This is a genomic window from Marinimicrobium sp. C2-29 (genome assembly GCF_038419845.1).
Taxonomy (GTDB): domain Bacteria; phylum Pseudomonadota; class Gammaproteobacteria; order Pseudomonadales; family Cellvibrionaceae; genus Marinimicrobium.
Genome location: NZ_JBCAQT010000012.1, coordinates 136352 through 153941, shown reverse-complemented (window position 1 = coordinate 153941; position 17590 = coordinate 136352). Strand labels below are relative to the sequence as shown.

Here is a 17590-nt window from a genome sequence, read left to right as displayed (position 1 = left end):
TTGAATTCAAAGTTGATATATTTCTACAATCTTTATTTTATATATTTGTGTTTTGTAAGGTTAAAAATGAAAATTATTTTTCTTCACGTCGGTAAGTGTGCTGGTGGAACTGTGCTCGCCCAATTTCATAAAAAGGGCATTTTATATGAGGAGCTTCACTGTGGCGATGCGCCAGCTGAGTTGAAACGCTGTTTAGATGAGGATGATGGAACCAATCATTATGTGATCTCCGTCCGGGATCCCTTAAGTCGCTTTCTTTCTGCTTTTAACTTTGATAAGTATGAAAAAATATTGAAAGGCAAAGGGGTGAATAATTTATTGTGGAACCAGATATATAACACTTTTGATTCAGCTAATCATTTGTGTGAGTCTTATGTGGGTGAAGATGAAGAATTGAGACAATTGGCTCATAAAGCCTTTTTTAGAAGCCATCTTCATATTCATTTGACGCTGTCGTGGTATCTCCCGCATACATGTTTGGTTAAGCTTCCGACTAATAGAGCGACGGTTGTTCGGACTGAGTTTGTTGAAACTGATTTGAATACTCTTTTTAGTAGGCTTGGGCTTGGGCGGGTCGAGACGCTTGGGAAGGACAAAGATGCGAAGCAGTTTCTGGCAGACCTTGGTATTGACGACCCTTTGTATCTTTCGCATGTTTCAAGAATCGTTCTTGAAGGAGTTTTCGATGCTGATTATCGATTGCTCGACTATTTTTACGAAAGTGGATTGATGGATAATCGCTATGCTTCGCCTGCTTTTTGACGTTGGCTTTATACGATCTCAGTCGGTATAAAGCGCGATGTTCGGCTTTATGAGTTTGTGGAATGATTAAGAACAGCGAAGGTAAAATAATGGGTAGTAAAAATTGTATTTTGATAACTGGAATTCTAAGAAATGCATTTTTAAACGAGAATATATTTAAAGAAATTTCAAAAAGATACGATGTTTTTGTGGTTACTTCTACTGATTCCGCCGAAGACGTGAAATACTTGGGGCGTGTTAAAAATGTCTATTATGTTGAAGATGATCCTTTGCAGCTTAAGATACAAAATGATTTATTACAGCTTCGAGAGGGTTTTAAATACCTTCAGTGGCAAAAGTTATTGTTAGGATACTTTTTAATTGACGAATGGAAGAATAAGAACCATGTTGAGTATAACAAAGTCATCAAGCTGCGCACGGATTTATCATTCGATTCAGTAGAAAATGCGCTCGAAAGACTGGTGTCGATTGTTGAGGATGATGTTTGTTTAAATAAAGAAAAGTGTATTGCCATGAATACCGATCTTTACTTTTCCTTTGATTACAAGTTTTTCGATATAGTTTCCGCATTTTTTATTGCATCTTTGTCAAACTATTACGCTAGCTTCTCTTTTCAAAGCTTTAAGGGTTGTAGATCTTTTCATGAGATGGACTTTTCTGCGGCAAAATTTCTGTGGTTAAAGTTACCTAGAGTTGTGGTTGGTAACCTCTTTAAAGAAGCAGATGTTTATAATGCCCTTCTAAAACATGATGATCAGCTGAAAGGCTTTAATGGGCAGTCTGAGGTGTCGTGTATTCGATCAAACTATAAACATATACTTTTTCCCTCCGAAGTTGCTTTTTTGCATTATTTATTGGTAAGTGGATTTGTTGTTAAAAGTTTTAAACATAGATTTTCATTAAGCTCCCTTAGAAATTTGAGCAAGAAAGATATTCAGGCCCTACAGTTTTGTAAAAACAATTTGCATGATGAGAAGGTGTTGCAATCATTCTTATCTAGCGTGGACTTTTCATTGCTGCCCGATGATCAGGCAGATTTTTTTAGAGATACATCTATTACGGCCGAGCACTCTGGTACTATTAAAGTGGCTTATTTGTTGATGAAGATTGCAAATAAAATTAGGCCTCACGGCCCCTACATATTGGAGAAATTATCAGAATATCAAAAAAGGCTAGATTGTGAAAAAGATTGTAATTGACCTTGATGGAACCTTGACCATTGATTCGGAAGGAAGTTATTCAGAGAAGCCTTTGAATTTCGATGTTCTTGTGGCTTGCAGAAAATATAAGGAAATTGGGTTTGAAATTATTATTTCAACCAGTCGTAATATGCGTACTTATGAAGGCAATGTCGGCAAAATAAACGTCCATACGTTGCCGGGAATTATTAAATGGTTAGAAAAACATGAAGTGCCTTACGATGAAATTCACGTTGGTAAACCCTGGTGTGGATTTGAAGGGTTTTATGTTGACGATAAAGCTATTAGGCCATCTGAATTTTTAAGACTCTCATATGAAGAAATACAAGACTTGCTGGCAAAAGAAAACCCATATAAAGATGGTGGTAATAGATGATACTTATTGCTTCAGCCGCTTATGTTGATCAGGATCTTTCCGCAGAAGTAGGGCTTATTCCACCTAGTTTTTTACCAATCGGTAATCAGAGACTTTATGAGCATCAAATTGCGTCTTTATCAAGTTTAAAAGAAGATATATACCTCTCACTTCCAGCCTCTTTCAGTTTAGGCGATTCTGACGTCGCGTGCATTAAAAAGCTGGGCGTAAATATATTGTTTGTTCCTGATGGTGTCTCGTTGGGCGAGTCTGTTCTGTATAGCTGGAATGCAACCGGGAAAAACTATTCTCAACTCAAAATTTTGCATGGCGATACATTATTTCTTGACGAAATGAATTTTGAAGGCGACTTTGTTTCAGTTAGTGACAACCGCGGCGCTTATTATAGAGCTTTAGTTGAGTCCGATGAGTTGAACAATCTCATTGCTTTGAAACAGCGTTGGATAAACGACGGGAGCACTGTTTTGTCAGGGTTGTTTTGTTTTACTAATCCACAGCTTTTCATGAAGTGTATTATCGAGGCGAAAAACGATTTTATCTCTTCGATAGTACAATACTCAGAGAAGTTGAGTATTAAATGCGAAAATTTTGGTGAATGGTTGGATTTTGGCCACTTGAATAGCTTTTTTGCTTCCAGGACAACCATGACCACTCAAAGGGTGTTCAATGACTTAACGATAACCAGAAGAAGTGTCACTAAGAAAAGCCAAGATCTTGTGAAGATAAAGGCAGAGTCAAGCTGGTTTGAAAAATTACCTTATAGCCTTCGTATCTACACGCCGACCTTGCTTATTCCTTATTTTGAGAAAGGTTCAAAAGCCTCTTACACAATTGAATATCTCTATCTGCTCCCGTTGAGCGATTTGTTTGTTTTTGGTCGCCACTCTGTGGGTGCTTGGAAACAAATTTTCGCTTCTGCAAAAGATGTCTTGGATGATTTTAGGGCAACTACGAGCCAAGTTGATGCAACCGTTGATATACAGTCATTTGATCAGCTTTATTTAAAAAAAACGTTATCTCGATTGAATGACAATAAGCAGAAAATGGTATTAGATATTGATGAGCTAATAGCCATGGCTCATCAATCCTCTCATTACATTTCCAATCCAAAATATGCACACTGTTCGATTGTCCATGGAGATTTTTGTTTTAGTAATCTGCTATTTGATAGTCGGACGCAGTCATTAAAGTTGATTGACCCAAGAGGGCTGGATGGTCAACGCAACTTTACCTTGCTCGGTGACCAAAGATACGATTTGGCGAAATTTTTTCATTCGGTGGTAGGCTGTTATGATCTAATTATTGCTGGCCGCTATTCTTTTCAAAATGAATCAATTCAATTTTACGATGTAGAGCGACTTGATTTGATTGAGGAAGCCTTTGATGAAGTTTTTTGTCAGAATGATGCTTTAGTTTGTAAACAAGAGCTGCTGGCGATTAATGTTCATCTGTTTTTGTCAATGTTGCCTTTACATAGTGATCGACCAGATCGGCAAAGAGCGATGGTATTAAATGCTAAGCGTTTGTTTATTAAACTAATGGATTCTTTATGATTGTCATACCGATGGCGGGGTTGTCGTCCCGATTTAAAGATGCGGGTTATGAGCTACCAAAGTATATGCTAGAAGCGAAAGGAAAGACTCTATTTGAACTTTCTGTAGATAGTTTTAGTAAATACTTTAACTCGGAAACATTTTTATTTGTTGCGTTAGATGTTTATGACACAAGCGCATTTATTAATCAGAAATGCCAAAAACTTGGTATTTGTGATTACACTATAGTAATTTTGGATGCCCCAACTCGCGGGCAAGCCGAAACAGTTTATTTGGGATTGAATGCCTTAAGTCTACGGACGGATGTGAGCATCACTATCTTCAATATTGATACCTTTAGACCAGATTTCAGATACCCAAAAGAGTTTTCAATTGAGAATGTTGATGGATACTTAGAAACATTTGTCGGTTCGGGTGCGAACTGGAGTAATGTTCTGCCTGAGATCGAACATGGTAGCCGTGTTGTGAAGACTGCTGAAAAACAGGAAATTTCTAACTATTGTTGTACTGGTATTTATTATTGGAAATCAGCCAAGAAGTTTATGGCACTATTTGAGTCGTACCAGTCTCGGGCTTTGGATGATGTTGAGGCAGGCGAGTATTACATTGCACCGATGTACAATGATCTAATAGCTGACGGCGGTGAAGTGCATTTTTCTGTTATTGATTCAAGCGAAGTGATTTTTTGTGGTGTTCCCTCTGAGTATGTCTCGTTTAAGAAAAATTAGGTAGATACAGTTAAGATGCCTTCTTCTATCATTTCTGTTTACAACAGTATCTAATTTCGAGTGCATTTCTGAAATTGGGTTTTGGGATGAATGTAGTCGATAGTCAATATTTGGAGAAGCTTAGTGAATATTTTGCGTTACGCTAGTGACACAAATTCGCCGTTGCAGTCCAATCAGCGGCATCAATTCGCCCAGTCGCATGCGCTTAGCCTATATCGTTCACGAGCGATATATTCATTTATTCCTAAAAATGCCTGCTCTACACTTCGCTACTCTCTGGCGATACATAATGGCTGCTTAGAGCGAGGCGGAGATATAAATTGGATACATGCCAATAACGGCACTTTCAGAACTGACTTGGCGGCGGCAATAACCGCAGAGTATACGTTTGTAGTGTTACGCTGCCCTTTAAGGCGATTGGCAAGTGTTTTTTTGGATAAGTTTGTTGGCAAGGACGGACCGGCTTGGTTGTTTTACGAAATGACTGGTAGAGCAGTATCTTTGGACGACGTTACTTTTCGTTACTTTGTAGAGTCACTGAGTTCAAACAACGTGCTCGGGGGGGAGATTCATTGGAAGCCCCAGGTTGACTTCCTTTTGTACAAAGAGTACACGGATGTGTTTTCCGTTGAGCGTTTCTCGGAAGCGGTAAACATTCTTAACGAAAAGCTGAACTTCGAGGTTCATGATGCCAGACCGTTGACGAGGCACGGGCTTGATCAGTATACCTCTATTACTGAGGGCACTTGGGCAGATGTCCCAATTAAAGAGCTCTATCAGCTAAAGGTAAACGGTCAAATTCCCGCACCAGAATGTATGTACAGTGCTCGTCTATACAAATCAGTCTGTTCGATATATTCTCAAGATGTCGAGCTTTACAAAAAATGGTGTAATAGCGATTGCATGTTAAAAGTATAAAGGTGTAATGCTCATGATCACGCTTTCCGGTTCCGCTAGTGCCGCACTCGAGAACGCCCGGAAAAAGAGTCAATACGAAGAGTTTGTACGATTTCTCTGTAGTTGGCCAGACGGGGGGGTCGATTTTGCCGACGCACGCTTACTGCTACTCGACGCACTGAGTATACCGGATGTAGAGGTCGCTCGCCGGTGGGCGAAGCGTTTAATTCACATGGGTCAGACACGCAGAGACGTTGCACGGTTTATTGCTAGCCAATCTGTAGAATGGAAGCATCTGGAAGATCGCTCTGCTTGCGATGGGGAAGACGTTTCCGACGATGATCTTTATAGCATGTGTGAGGCAACCCTTTACTGGAGCGGGAGGATACACTGTGGCTTCTCCGAGGAGCGCACCGTTAAAGAGCGTTACTTGGCAAACGGACGCTTGGTCTACTTACAATTCGATATTGAGGCCTTATTATCTGGTTACTCGGCATTTAGGCTGGATATTTCCAACCAACAGGGAGCGTATGCTATTGAAAAACTGTGGTTAGTTGGGAATAAAGATGAAATTCTGTGGCGCTGGTCCGATGAAGAGAGTGACCTAGAGGGTGTGGCGGATATTCAGTTCGTCTGCTCGCAAGAAGTTGGCTCTGGAAGAATAGTAGGATTATCCGCCACCGGGCATGATCCCCAGTTTCGGATGAGGATTGACGAGGGTACACTTGCCCGACTGTCGGAAGCAGGCGGGTACTGTAAAGTTGTCTTTAGAGCCATTGTATAGGTTTAATATCACCGGTATTTGTCTTCGTTTCCTCAGTGGTAGTCTTATACTTACAACAAAGAAGATAATGAAATATTACTTATTCGAGTGCAGAGGAACCATAGTTCAGAAATTCGCCATGAGTTCGGAGGCCATCTCCGAATACTTTGGTTTGAGTTGGAGTCTGTTGGTCTCAGGCAGGGTGGCTGAGACTAAGGCTCCGTTGATCTTTGCTAATAACCGACTCCATGAAATTGCGATGGTGCTTAATTTCGTTTCGGCGGGTTTGACTTTTCGTGTAGTTCAAAAGTGGACCCGGGTATGCGTAACCCAAGCGTAAAATTTGCCATTGTTTTGCATATATATTATATGGAAGTGGCGGACAGGTTGTTACGCCAGCTTTCATGGGTGTCGGGTGGACAGTTTTCGCTTTGGGTAACGGTGCCTACTGAGCTGCGAGATCAGGCAGAGGCATCGATTGACCGTTACTCCCTGGTTGCTGAGATTCGGGATTTTGATAATACCGGCATGGATGTTTTGCCGTTCCTCCGACTGGTACCCGAACTAGTTAAGAACCAATATACAGCGGTCGTGAAGCTGCACACCAAACGTGGTCAGAATTCGTACGGTCAGGTTTGGGGGCAGGCCCTTACGGAAGGTATGTGCCGTGAGGCTGTGCTGAGGTGTATTCACCGAGCCTTTAATGAGCATCCTCACTTGGATTTCGTTGGTTTGGCGCCGTTCTACCTTTCGGTCCGACGTCTGACGCTGGATAATGAACCCTTTGTTGAGCAGCTTGTCGACGAAATCCCAGAGTTAGAAGCTCCACCAGTGGACGTGGACTGGGGGTTCTTCGCAGGTACCGTCTTTGCCGCGAGGCTTGAGCCGTTATTACCACTGGCTCGATGGGCCAAAGAGTATAGCCATCGGTTTAGTTCAGGCTATAAATCTGATGGGCTGTGGGAGCATGCCCTAGAACGCGCCTTTACATTGTTGGCTCGTCACAATGGGACGGCTATTGGGTTGATACATGATGGAGCAGATACAGATGCTATTGCTTTGCAGCGGGTTCGTATAAAAGAGGGGATTAGTCAGGCCTATACACGCGATATCGCCACTCAGTTTACATCGTTGGACGAGGATTACAGTTACCTATCTCAATGCGACCTGCTGGACAAAACGGGCTATGCCCTTGACGGTGAGCTGGAAGGGGAGATTGACCTTTATCGCCATTACTTGTTGGTAGGGCAGTTCGACCATCGCCGCTCTGCCTCTAGAGCCTGGGTGCTGAAGCAGCACAACGAGCGGACACTACCCTGGAGCCGTTGGGTGGTTGAGCCAAGGGACTCGGACTTGGTTTCTGTGATCATTCCGGTATTCAACCAACCCGAGCTGACGGAGCAGTGTATTCGTTCTTTGTTCGTTGTTAGAACGGACGTTCAATTTGAAGTGGTTTGCGTCGACAATGGCAGCGAACCTGACACCGGGACCTTATTGGCCCGGTTGGCCCGAGAGTTTTCGTCGGTTCAAGTCGTGCGCAATGAAACCAACCTGAATTTTGCCCTGGGCTGTAATGTTGGTTTTGGTCACAGCCGGGGTGAGCGTGTCGTTTTCCTGAATAATGATACGGAAGTGACAGATGGCTGGCTGGATCGTCTGGTGGCGAGGCTGGACGTCGGCGACTGTTTTGCGGCTCAGCCGCAGCTTCGTTATCCGGACGGTACACTGCAGTGTATGGGTGTGGTTTTTTCGGACAAAAGTTCTCTGGGATACCCCATTTACGCCAAGATGGCTCCCAGGGAATGCGAGGCGGGTAAACCGCGTCAGTTTAAGGCGCTCACTGCGGCTTGTTTGGCGGTGAATGCCTCTGATTTTGCCGAGATGAGGGGCTTTGATGCCCTTTACATCAACGGCCAAGAGGATGTGGACCTGTGCTTACGCCTGCATGACAAGACCGGTAAGTTAGGTGCTTATGTACCCGAGAGCATTGTGGTTCATCATGAGTCCAAAAGCGAGGGACGCGGACGGTGGATTGTTCAGAACCGAAAGGTATTTGTCCATCGGTGGAAAGGCAAGATTTCGGGTGACGACTGCCTGTATTACGAACAGGATGGCTTTACAGTGAGGGAGTGGATGGGAGACAACGAGCAGGACGATATTCGTGTGTTCAGGCCAGTTCTGAAGGTGAACTCAGATCAGGTTAGCCCGTTAAGCGCATCCTTAAAATGGGGGCACCGGTGTTTTGTCCAGGGCGATTACGCAAAGGCTTTAAAGAACTTCGTATATGCCTCCCCTGCCGGGGGAGACCTTCAATGGCTGTATGATCAATGCATAACACTCGTTAAGCGGGTCATTCTACGGAAAGAGGCTGGTCAGGCTGTGATTATTTGTACGGAATCTGATTTGAACGCGGCTCATGCTGCTTTGGCGGAGTTGCCTGAAGCTCAGCCGGCTTTGGTTTTGTGTTTAATACCGCGAGAAAGGGCCGGGGTTGAAGCGTTTGCGGAAGAGCAGGGCGAGAAGATGGTTATCGTTTCAATACACGATCGCTACTCTGTAAGCGATCAGATGCTTCCGGTGGTGCTTGACCGACCAGTACATGAAGTACAACTGCTAGGACAGAACTTACTGGTTAAGGAGGTTGGCAAGCTTTATCAGTCTATATGGGGCAGTCAGGTGCGTCAGATTTAAAAATGTTCGTCAATAGTTGCTTTTTGGTGTTGAGGTCAATACCATTTGTTCAACTGATGAACGATGGTTCTGGGCGCACTCTGTTTAGAAATTGTTGAATATGGTGGAATATCGTTATTTAAGGGGCAAACATGGAATATAAAAAGCTCGAAATTGCCGATGTGGTGCTGCTGACGCCTAAGGTTTTTGGTGACGAACGTGGATTTTTTATGGAGACCTTCCGTGAGTCAGAGTTCGTTGAGCATTGCGGTGATTATCGATTCGTTCAGGACAATCACTCAAGTTCAGGTAAAGGTATTTTGCGTGGGCTTCACTATCAGCATAAGCAGCCCCAGGGCAAGTTGGTCCGCGTGACCCGTGGTGAAGTGTTCGACGTCGCAGTGGATATGCGCAAAAGCTCCCCTACCTTTGGTCAGTGGGTGGGAGCCTTTCTCAGTGAGTCGAACAAGCAGATGTTGTGGGTGCCGCCAGGCTTTGCGCATGGTTTTTATGTGACCAGTCAAATGGCTGAGTTTCAGTACAAGTGTACGGATTACTATGCGCCGGGTGATGAGTATAGTCTCCGCTGGAATGATCCAGCGGTCGCAGTTCAGTGGCCGGTACAGGATGGAGATGTGAAGCTGTCGGACAAGGATGCCAAAGGGCTGGCGTTTGCGGATTGCCCTTATTTTGACTAGTGACGGTGCGCAAAGCTGATCATGGTGAATGACGAATACCGGTACAAGGTTCTCAAAATTCTGGAAGATCAGCCGGAGATTACCCAGCGTCAGTTGGCCAAATCCCTGGGTATCAGTCTGGGCAAGGTGAACTATTGCCTGAAGGCGCTGGCGGAGAAAGGAATGATCAAGGCGGCCAATTTCAGAAACAGTCAGAATAAAAAGGCGTACACCTACCTGTTGACGCCTCGCGGCATTGAGGAAAAGGCACGAATGACCGTTGATTTTTTGCGGATCAAACTGGCCGAACATGACGCCTTGACTCGTGAAATTGCCGAGCTCAAGAAAGATGTGTCCAATCTTCAGGAAAAGTAGCATCGTTTTTAATCTTTTGGAATCAATTTAAATTTTTGGAGCAACTTCTTCATGGCCCTGGTTGTTGGAGCTTTACCCCATAGTCAATGGCAGCGTCTGTCTCCGTTATTGGAGGCAATGGGCTGGGATGGTCAATCATCGGATGCCGAAAGCTGGTACGTAAGACAGCCTTCGGCGACGCATGGTCAGGATGCCAGTTATGTGCTGCTCCACGCTCGCCCGGAGCGTTGTATCGCGCAGTCGTTGGCGAACGGGGGCGATTTGAAGTCCGCCGTGTCTTCCTGGATAACGTCGGCTGAAGCGTTGTTGGCCTTTGTCCGGAAAAATCGGTTTCGAGCGGCGCTGCTGGATGTTGACGCGGTGTGTGCTGATCCGGAAGCGGCATTAACGTGGTTGGCACAGAACCACGCCGGTTTGAAGGCGTCGGCACGTTCGGCTCAAGAGCGCTCTGTTCGCTTGGGTCTGGTTCAGAACGGACAGGATCTTGACGGGAATATTCTCTTGCTGGTGGCGATTCAGGCGGTGGACCAGAGCTCTGGCATTCAGGCCTTGCTGCCGTATTTCGAAGCCGGCTCTGTCCCTGTGAAACAGGGAGCCTATGCCCGGCCTCTGGTCGATTTGATGTCTACTGTCGCCAGTTTTGATGCTGTCAAGCGCAGTATCGAGACTGCCGAGGAGAAAGCCAAGGCAAGCGAGAAGAAGCTCAATGTCAGCGAGGATAAGGTCACATCCTTGAAAGAAGAGAGCGATCTGGTTATCAAGGAGTTGTTCAAGGTTCAGGAGGAGCTTGAACGGTATTACCTGGACAATAAACACAAGGATGCTGATCTTGAACGGCTAGAAAAGGAGTTGTTCAAGGTTCGGGAGCAGCTTGAGCGTTATTACTCGGATGTTGAAGCCAAAGATGCTGAACTTGGACGGCTAAAGTCTGATAAGAGTGCTATCAATTCGGAGTTAAACTCTTTAAAGAGTAAGTTGGAATACGCTACTACCGAAATGGAAAAATTCAGCCGCGACAAGCAGAAGGAAATTGCTGTTATTCGTCGTCATTTAAACGACAAGGAGCGATCCTTGGTTAAAAAGGATCGTCAGCTCGCTACACTGGAGCGCAAATACAACGAAATCAACCATGCTTTTCTGACGGTACAGAACAGCATGTTCTGGCGTTCGACGTTTCCTTTGCGGTGGGTTCTTTCCAAGGTCAAGAAAGTAGGAGGCCTGTTTGGTCGCCGAGCGATTAAACGGCAGGCCAAACTGGTAAAAGAGTCTGATCTGTTCGACGCCGAGTGGTATATTGCGAAGTATCCGGATGTTGCAGAATCGGGCGCCAAGCCTGAGGTGCATTATATCCGCTTCGGTGGTACTGAAGGCAGAGACCCCGGCCCCTATTTTTCCAGTAAGAATTACCTTCAGGCCAACCCGGATGTAGCGAAGGCGGGCCTTAATCCCTTGGTGCACTACATGCAGCACGGTAAGAATGAAGGACGGCCACTTACATGAAGGAGCAGAACACGCGCAAAGTCGGTATTTGTGGTTGGGAACTGTCCCACAATGCGGCCGGAAGGGCAGTGACCCTGTTGGACCTGTATAACAGGGCACCTGACTGTGAGGCGCGCCTAATCGGCTGTATTTTTCCTGCCTGGGGGAATCAGCTATGGTCTCCCTTGCGTGGGCTTGATATCGATGCCGATGCGGTTCTGGTCGATGACCAGGCGGGTTTTTTGGGGCAAGCGGAGCAGTTGGTGCGCCGGAATCCTTTGGATGTCGTGCACTTGTCCAAGCCCAAGTTGCCCAATATCATCATAGGTTTGCTATACAAGCTTATTTGGCGAGCAAAAGTTCTTGTTGATATTGATGACGAAGAACTGGCGTTCGTTGGGGCGGACGGTCCGGTGGTGGCCCCCTCCGATCTGGATGCTGTCATGGAGAACTTGACGGCCAGGCCCGCCACCCAACTGGCCGTGGGTTTGTCCCGTTACTTTGATGGCGTTACCGTTTCCGGTCCCACTCTGCAGTCTGTGTATGGCGGTGAAGTGGTTCCCCATGCACGGGACGAAGGTGAATTCAGTCCCTCGTTAGCCCGTCGGCGGCTTAATCGCGGCCTGTTTGGCATACCGGATGACCAGAAGGTGGTTTTGTTTTGCGGTACACCCCGGAAACACAAGGGCATTTTTGATACGGCGGAAGCTCTTGCCGAGCTGGGCCGTGGTGACGTGCGGTTTGTTCTGGTGGGTGATTTTCCATTTGCAGATGTCAAGGAAGAGCTGCTGCATATCAAAGGCGTCAATTTCCAGTTCGTGGCGGGCCAGTCCTATCGTGATACCGCTGATGTTGTGTCCATCGGGGATGTAGTGGTGTTGCTTCAAGATGCCTCGTCGCGCGCAAGTCAGTTTCAAGTGCCAGCTAAACTGACGGATGCGATGGCCATGGGGCTCGCCGTGCTGGCGCAAGATCTGCCTGCTGTACACGATCTTGGTGCGGCGGGCGCCTTTACGCCTGTCACAAAGGACAACCTGACTCAGACACTGGCAAATACACTGGATACGTTGGGTGATCCTGCTACTTCGCGCGCCAGAAGCGTTTTTCTGGACCGGCTATCCATGAAATGCGTTGCACCCCGCTTGCAAGACTACTTGCACAGTTGTCCAAACAAGGCGTCCCCCAGAGAGCAGTATCATGCTGATCTGGCACCGTTTCTGAAAAATATTATGAGTGATGATGGAGCTCATAGGGCGAGAATATCTGACGACTTCCTTAAATATTTATGCGGTGCTTTGGCCGAATTGCGTTAATGTGATAATTACTTAAAGGTTCTTGTATTTTGGTTAATACAGCTAGTAATAGTGTGTCGGATTACTTCGACAATGTTTATGTTGTTAATCTGAAACACGAGGTTGATAACAGGCTGAAAGTTGCCAGACACTTGAATTCTCATGGCATCAGGTATGAATTTTTTGAAGCTGTGAATGGTTACCAGGGGGATGCCTATAAAAAGTGGTTAGAATATTCTTCCCGACCCCTGGGTAGCCTGGTTCGATTTCCGGAATTTAACGAAAAGGAGATCAAACGGGGGAAGCATTATATAGAGTCCGCCGGTGCCGTTGGCTATATATTGACCTATATCAGTATCCTGAAAGACGCGAAACGACGAGGCTTCAGGCGCGTTCTTATTCTTGAGGATGATGTAATACTCGCCAGGCAGTTTCAGAAAGAGGTTAGTCAGTTTCTGCAGGTGGTGAACAATGACTGGAAGATATTGCAGTTGGGTGCCTCTCAGTATCATTGGGATGAGGTTAACCTGGAGGCAGCCAAGGGTAATGGATATTACTACCCGAGGCGGTTTGCCACCTGTGGCTCTTTCGCCATAGCCGTTGATCACAGTATCTTTGACGAGCTGATTGAGATCGAGTCAAGCTTTGAGGCCCCTTTTGACAACATTCCTTTGGGGGAAATCTATGAGAAATACTTTGGCAAGTGCTATGTTGCTTACCCGAATTTGGTGATGCCCGACGTTGGAACCAGTAGTATCCGTGGAGGGAGAAACCAATTTGAGCACGGAAAGCGTATGAAGTGGAATGTGGACAGCTTTGATTATCCCCAGCACAAAGTCAGTGTGGCGCTGGTTGCTCGAAGTGCCCGACAAGCCAGAAATTTACTGGATGATGCCAAGCGTGATCAGTTGCCTATTACGTTGGCCGTCTTTGGGTTATCTTCCGACGGTCTCAGACCGATTCACAATCCGGAGTTGACAACCGTTGATGATTGGGGGCATGAATTTCCTGAGAGCTCCATTGGGCCGCTGCCCGATTTCGACTTTTATGCCTATGCAAAGTCAGATAAGGAAGTTCAGCTGGATGATGTCATCTCCTTCGTTGAGTCGGGACTCTCTCTATCCACCCGAAAACAGACATCTCTGGCATCCTTTATTCCCGAATCTCGGGTGCTTGTTGAGGGGCGGGTGAGTACCATCATCCCCTCTTACAAGCGCCCGGATAATCTTTTGGGTGCTCTGGTTTCAGTAGCCAGTCAATCCTGGCAGGACAAAGAAGTGATTGTTGTATCGGATAACGGGAAGGGTAGCTCATTTAATGACCAGACAAAGGCGGTCGTTAACCAGATCCAGAAGAAATATCCCGATGTGTCTATTCACTATATCGAGCATAATGTGAACCGAAACGGCGCAGCGGCCCGTAACACTGGGTTGCAGCATGCGACGGGAGAGTTTATTGCTTTTCTGGACGATGATGACGAGTATTTGGGTGGTCGTCTTGAGAAGTCTGTAAAGAAGCTTCAAGCCAGGCCCACAACTGTGGGGGCTGTTTATTGTGGCTTTCTTGGGTGGAACTCCCCGGCCAATAATAAAGCCAGATACCTCAAAGGTGACCTGAAAAAACATATTTTGATGCTCGATTACAAAAAACATTACTTGCACACCAATACGGCTACCTACAGAAGGGCCTACATTGAGAAGATTAACGGATTCGACGAAAGCTACCCGCGTCATCAAGACCTTGAATTCAATCTCCGTTACATGACGTTGTCTGGTTATGACGTGGTTCCCGAATGTCTTGTGCGTCTTACACCACAGGCTTCAAATGTCAATAATAAAATTTACGGCACTCGATTTTTGGCTATCAAGAACAAGTTTCTGGAAGAGTTTCGCTGGATGATCGATAGTTTCGATGAAAATACGCGGAGCGAGATCTACCATAGACACTGGGACGAGGTTCATCGCTATGTGGCAGACGCTAAGGAGATGCTGGACACGCTAAAAAGGTCGGTGACCAATGGCGAGCTTCAGCTATATATTAGACTATTGAAAGCGAATTGAACGGCCACGCAGAAAAACAGGGATTTTCATTTATTAAAATTGATGTTCTTTGCAGGGCGATAGGTTTGGAGAAAAGGTTATGTTCGTAGGAATTGTTTGTCCGAATTTTTCAGGCAGTACGGTAGTCGGATCTTTGCTTGAAAAATTTGAAGATGTTTGGCATGTCGGAGAAATATGGAAGGTCAGGTCGCCCAATCAGGAGGAAAAAGCCTTTTGTCGGGAGTGTGGGCGCCAATCAGAGTGCTCCGTGTTCACGGAAGAGTTCAAAAATGAGTTGCGGCAGTTAAAAAATGAAGAGATTGTTTCTGCTTTAAAGAAAAGAATGGGTGTCAAGCATATCGTATCCGGTGATAAGAATCCTAGACATTACCAGAAGTTTATGGTTGTTCCTGATAAGGCTCTGGTTCTTATCAAAAATATGTTTTCCGCGTCATTGAGCTATGCGATGCGCATGAAGGGATTTTCTGACGCTCCTGATGAAAGAGAAAGACTGAATTTTTTGATGGAGGCGGCTAGAGTCTACTTTCTGGATCTTCGGAATAGAATCAAATGGTGCATCCAGGAGGTGGGGCGTGAAAATACTGTTTTTGCCAGCCCTGAAGTTTTATGTGATATGAGCTCGGACGAGTTGACGGCGTTCGCCAGCGAATTGCTCTCGGAGAGTGTTTACATTGACGATTGTTTTGACCCCGACAATATTCATTATATAGGGGGTAATCACAGAGTCTCCAGAGGTAAAGATCCTGGCTATTTCAAGGGTCAAATAAAGTCAGATCGGCGTTATGAGTCTGTATTGACGGATTCTGAAAAGGCTGAAATTTCTAACTTGTACTATAGCAAGTTTTCATTGAGAGACCTGTTGAACGACTCCGATAGTCGATTTCTTGAAGAGTGGATACTGTCTGATTCGAGTGGTTAGCCGTCAATTAATGCGTTGCATTGAGGCAATGTTGGGTGATTTTATGAGTTGTATCAGTGTTTCAATGTTAGTTGGTTTGGTAAGAGTCGGGCGTAATAGGCAGATTCAGGTATAGGATTAAGGTGCCAGTATGACAGGACAATCATTCAGTTGTTTTTTTGAGGAAAAATACTTTTACATAACAAACGATACAGACTCTACTGGTCGTTTAAATGAATTGGAAGATCAATATTTTCTATATGGGCACTGTTTTACGGACAGCGATATTCTTAAGGATCAGGCGTTAACGAGAAGCGAATTCGAGTATATTCGAGACAACCACGATGAGTTGTCTGGTCTGTTTGTCTGTGTTGGTGTTGTCGACGGGAACGTTGAGTTATTGGTTGATCCGTTAGTTCAGTATCCCGTTTTTTATGTTGAAAATGATGGTGCTTTTGCCATATCAAACAAGTTGTCAGAGTTATCCCGGGATTATTACGATAAGCCAAACATGAAGTACTTGTTTGACTCATTAATTTACAGGGCACCGCTTAGAGGGCTGACTCCTGTAAATAGCATCAAAATGATTCAGTTTGATGATTTGCAGGAGGGTAGTCATTTTAAGGGTGACTATGGAGCGTTAAAAATATACAAAACCAATCTTCTGTTCAGAAAGGGGATCTCCTACGAAGAAGCCCTATCGACTTTGGCTGACAAAATCAGAAATAGGGCATCGATTATTGCCAAGAAGTTTGATTATATTGAGTGTCAGCTGTCTGGCGGGCTGGATTGTAGAATGGTGGCCAGCGCCTTTCTGGATTATGATCACGTTAGGTATTACAGTTTTGGAACAGATAGCCAGGACAGATTGTGCTTCGAAAGTCTTAGCAAGAAGTTTAATTTGAAAAAGGCTGATAAAATCAAGTTTTACGGGTCTGGAACTCATACTGCGGCTTATCGAGTCAAGATGCTGGATGATCTCAATGGTTTGAAGCTGCACACCTATGGTGGTTACATGAATTATGGCCAACCTGTAGCCCCCAATGGTTGTCGTCTGACGGGCTACTTCGGTGAGTATATAGGCCACAAGCTTCCCTCGGCAAATATTTCCCCGGCCGATGGCTCCATCGTGGATGCGCCTCACATTGACTTCTTGCCGAAGGAAGCTATTAAGGTCGCTGAGGAATACTCTCGTCCATTCTGGAAATATTACTCAACTCCAGATCGTTGCGGGAAGTCGAGCAGAGCTATTAATCAACTATTCTACTTGAATAACCGAGGCCCATCACATTTCGGGATGAATTCTGTAGCGGATAATCTGCACGATAGTAGCTTTAACGTGTTGTATGACCCTATGGCTATTACAGTTTCAGAGCTCTCTGGCTACAGTGACTATGAGAATAAAGAGGGTGCGACATGCCTGGATCTTATTTGCAAGCTGGGAGGTGTGGAGTTCGCGTTGTTTCCATACGAAAACAGAAGAATCCCCTACTACAGAAACTTTGATTATGTTCCCGAAGTCAATTGTTTTGAAAAGAATGTTTTTGACGTTCAAGACGTAGAGGCGTTTAAAAAGGAAAGGCATGCAATGCCAAGCCTTTCCGGTTTCGATATTTTGAGGGATTCACGTAAGCCAACCAGTAGTGTGGAGATTCTGAATGACAGTTCATTCGATGACTTTTTTGACGCATATCCAAAGTTAAGTCATTTGCGGAAACCTCAGCCACATCGACCGCTACAGATCCATCAGGAGATTCTATGTAACTTCCTGTTGGCAGATCGTTTTTTCGCTCAGAAAAAAGGCTTGGAGTTGAAGTCTTCTCAAGGCGATGCCAGATAGAAAGCTGGATCTGCTGGCCCC

At 45.2% G+C, this 17590-nt stretch carries 15 protein-coding genes; all 15 read left to right on the top strand.

Annotation, left to right across the window (positions count from 1 at the left end; translation table 11 throughout):
* The first annotated feature begins 66 nt into the window (after positions 1-66).
* Positions 67-762, top strand: a complete 696-nt coding sequence (locus AAE484_RS13105) for a hypothetical protein (RefSeq protein ID WP_341938856.1) — start codon at positions 67-69, stop codon at positions 760-762.
* A 62-nt stretch (positions 763-824) separates the two neighbouring features.
* Positions 825-1961, top strand: a complete 1137-nt coding sequence (locus AAE484_RS13100) for a hypothetical protein (protein ID WP_341938855.1) — start codon at positions 825-827, stop codon at positions 1959-1961.
* Entirely contained in the window at positions 1942-2337 is a 396-nt protein-coding gene (locus tag AAE484_RS13095; RefSeq protein WP_341938854.1) for an HAD hydrolase family protein, read from the top strand. The genes AAE484_RS13100 and AAE484_RS13095 overlap by 20 nt, the downstream gene beginning before the upstream one ends.
* Positions 2334-3890 carry a hypothetical protein gene (locus AAE484_RS13090; RefSeq protein ID WP_341938852.1) on the top strand — a complete coding sequence of 519 codons (1557 nt, stop codon included), beginning with the start codon at positions 2334-2336 and terminating at the stop codon, positions 3888-3890. Before AAE484_RS13095 ends, AAE484_RS13090 begins: the two co-directional genes overlap by 4 nt.
* Positions 3887-4618 carry a glycosyltransferase family 2 protein gene (locus tag AAE484_RS13085; RefSeq protein ID WP_341938851.1) on the top strand — a complete coding sequence of 244 codons (732 nt, stop codon included), beginning with the start codon at positions 3887-3889 and terminating at the stop codon, positions 4616-4618. The genes AAE484_RS13090 and AAE484_RS13085 overlap by 4 nt, the downstream gene beginning before the upstream one ends.
* A 123-nt stretch (positions 4619-4741) precedes the next feature.
* Entirely contained in the window at positions 4742-5536 is a 795-nt protein-coding gene (locus tag AAE484_RS13080) for a sulfotransferase family 2 domain-containing protein (protein ID WP_341938850.1), read from the top strand.
* Between the two features lie 13 nt (positions 5537-5549).
* Positions 5550-6299, top strand: a complete 750-nt coding sequence (locus AAE484_RS13075) for a hypothetical protein (RefSeq protein ID WP_341938848.1) — start codon at positions 5550-5552, stop codon at positions 6297-6299.
* A 300-nt stretch (positions 6300-6599) separates the two neighbouring features.
* Positions 6600-8969 carry a glycosyltransferase gene (locus tag AAE484_RS13070; RefSeq protein ID WP_341938847.1) on the top strand — a complete coding sequence of 790 codons (2370 nt, stop codon included), beginning with the start codon at positions 6600-6602 and terminating at the stop codon, positions 8967-8969.
* A gap of 131 nt (positions 8970-9100) precedes the next feature.
* The gene (gene rfbC, locus AAE484_RS13065; protein WP_341938846.1) at positions 9101-9646 is read left to right on the top strand and encodes a dTDP-4-dehydrorhamnose 3,5-epimerase; all 546 of its coding nucleotides are present in this window, start codon (positions 9101-9103) and stop codon (positions 9644-9646) included.
* Between the two features lie 21 nt (positions 9647-9667).
* On the top strand, positions 9668-10000 hold the full coding sequence (locus AAE484_RS13060; protein WP_341938845.1) for a MarR family EPS-associated transcriptional regulator: 333 nt from the start codon (positions 9668-9670) through the stop codon (positions 9998-10000).
* A 51-nt stretch (positions 10001-10051) separates the two neighbouring features.
* Positions 10052-11500, top strand: coding sequence for a hypothetical protein (locus tag AAE484_RS13055; RefSeq protein ID WP_341938844.1), 1449 nt, complete (start codon positions 10052-10054; stop codon positions 11498-11500).
* Entirely contained in the window at positions 11497-12792 is a 1296-nt protein-coding gene (locus AAE484_RS13050) for a glycosyltransferase (protein WP_341938843.1), read from the top strand. Before AAE484_RS13055 ends, AAE484_RS13050 begins: the two co-directional genes overlap by 4 nt.
* Before the next feature lie 53 nt (positions 12793-12845).
* The gene (locus tag AAE484_RS13045; RefSeq protein ID WP_341938842.1) at positions 12846-14831 is read left to right on the top strand and encodes a glycosyltransferase; all 1986 of its coding nucleotides are present in this window, start codon (positions 12846-12848) and stop codon (positions 14829-14831) included.
* A gap of 79 nt (positions 14832-14910) precedes the next feature.
* The gene (locus tag AAE484_RS13040; protein WP_341938841.1) at positions 14911-15750 is read left to right on the top strand and encodes a hypothetical protein; all 840 of its coding nucleotides are present in this window, start codon (positions 14911-14913) and stop codon (positions 15748-15750) included.
* 130 nt (positions 15751-15880) lie between these two features.
* Positions 15881-17569: a hypothetical protein gene (locus tag AAE484_RS13035; protein ID WP_341938840.1), complete on the top strand. Its 1689-nt coding sequence runs from the start codon at positions 15881-15883 to the stop codon at positions 17567-17569.
* The last annotated feature ends 21 nt before the right edge of the window (positions 17570-17590 follow it).

What these genes read in the sequence shown, in the direction of transcription:
- AAE484_RS13105 (WP_341938856.1), top strand. Translation starts at nt 67, where the DNA reads ATGAAAATTATTTTTCTTCACGTCGGTAAGTGTGCTGGTGGAACTGTG.
- AAE484_RS13100 (WP_341938855.1), top strand. Translation starts at nt 825, where the DNA reads ATGATTAAGAACAGCGAAGGTAAAATAATGGGTAGTAAAAATTGTATT.
- AAE484_RS13090 (WP_341938852.1), top strand. Translation starts at nt 2,334, where the DNA reads ATGATACTTATTGCTTCAGCCGCTTATGTTGATCAGGATCTTTCCGCA.
- AAE484_RS13085 (WP_341938851.1), top strand. Translation starts at nt 3,887, where the DNA reads ATGATTGTCATACCGATGGCGGGGTTGTCGTCCCGATTTAAAGATGCG.
- AAE484_RS13075 (WP_341938848.1), top strand. Translation starts at nt 5,550, where the DNA reads ATGATCACGCTTTCCGGTTCCGCTAGTGCCGCACTCGAGAACGCCCGG.
- AAE484_RS13070 (WP_341938847.1), top strand. Translation starts at nt 6,600, where the DNA reads ATGCGTAACCCAAGCGTAAAATTTGCCATTGTTTTGCATATATATTAT.
- rfbC (WP_341938846.1), top strand. Translation starts at nt 9,101, where the DNA reads ATGGAATATAAAAAGCTCGAAATTGCCGATGTGGTGCTGCTGACGCCT.
- AAE484_RS13060 (WP_341938845.1), top strand. Translation starts at nt 9,668, where the DNA reads ATGGTGAATGACGAATACCGGTACAAGGTTCTCAAAATTCTGGAAGAT.
- AAE484_RS13055 (WP_341938844.1), top strand. Translation starts at nt 10,052, where the DNA reads ATGGCCCTGGTTGTTGGAGCTTTACCCCATAGTCAATGGCAGCGTCTG.
- AAE484_RS13050 (WP_341938843.1), top strand. Translation starts at nt 11,497, where the DNA reads ATGAAGGAGCAGAACACGCGCAAAGTCGGTATTTGTGGTTGGGAACTG.
- AAE484_RS13040 (WP_341938841.1), top strand. Translation starts at nt 14,911, where the DNA reads ATGTTCGTAGGAATTGTTTGTCCGAATTTTTCAGGCAGTACGGTAGTC.
- AAE484_RS13035 (WP_341938840.1), top strand. Translation starts at nt 15,881, where the DNA reads ATGACAGGACAATCATTCAGTTGTTTTTTTGAGGAAAAATACTTTTAC.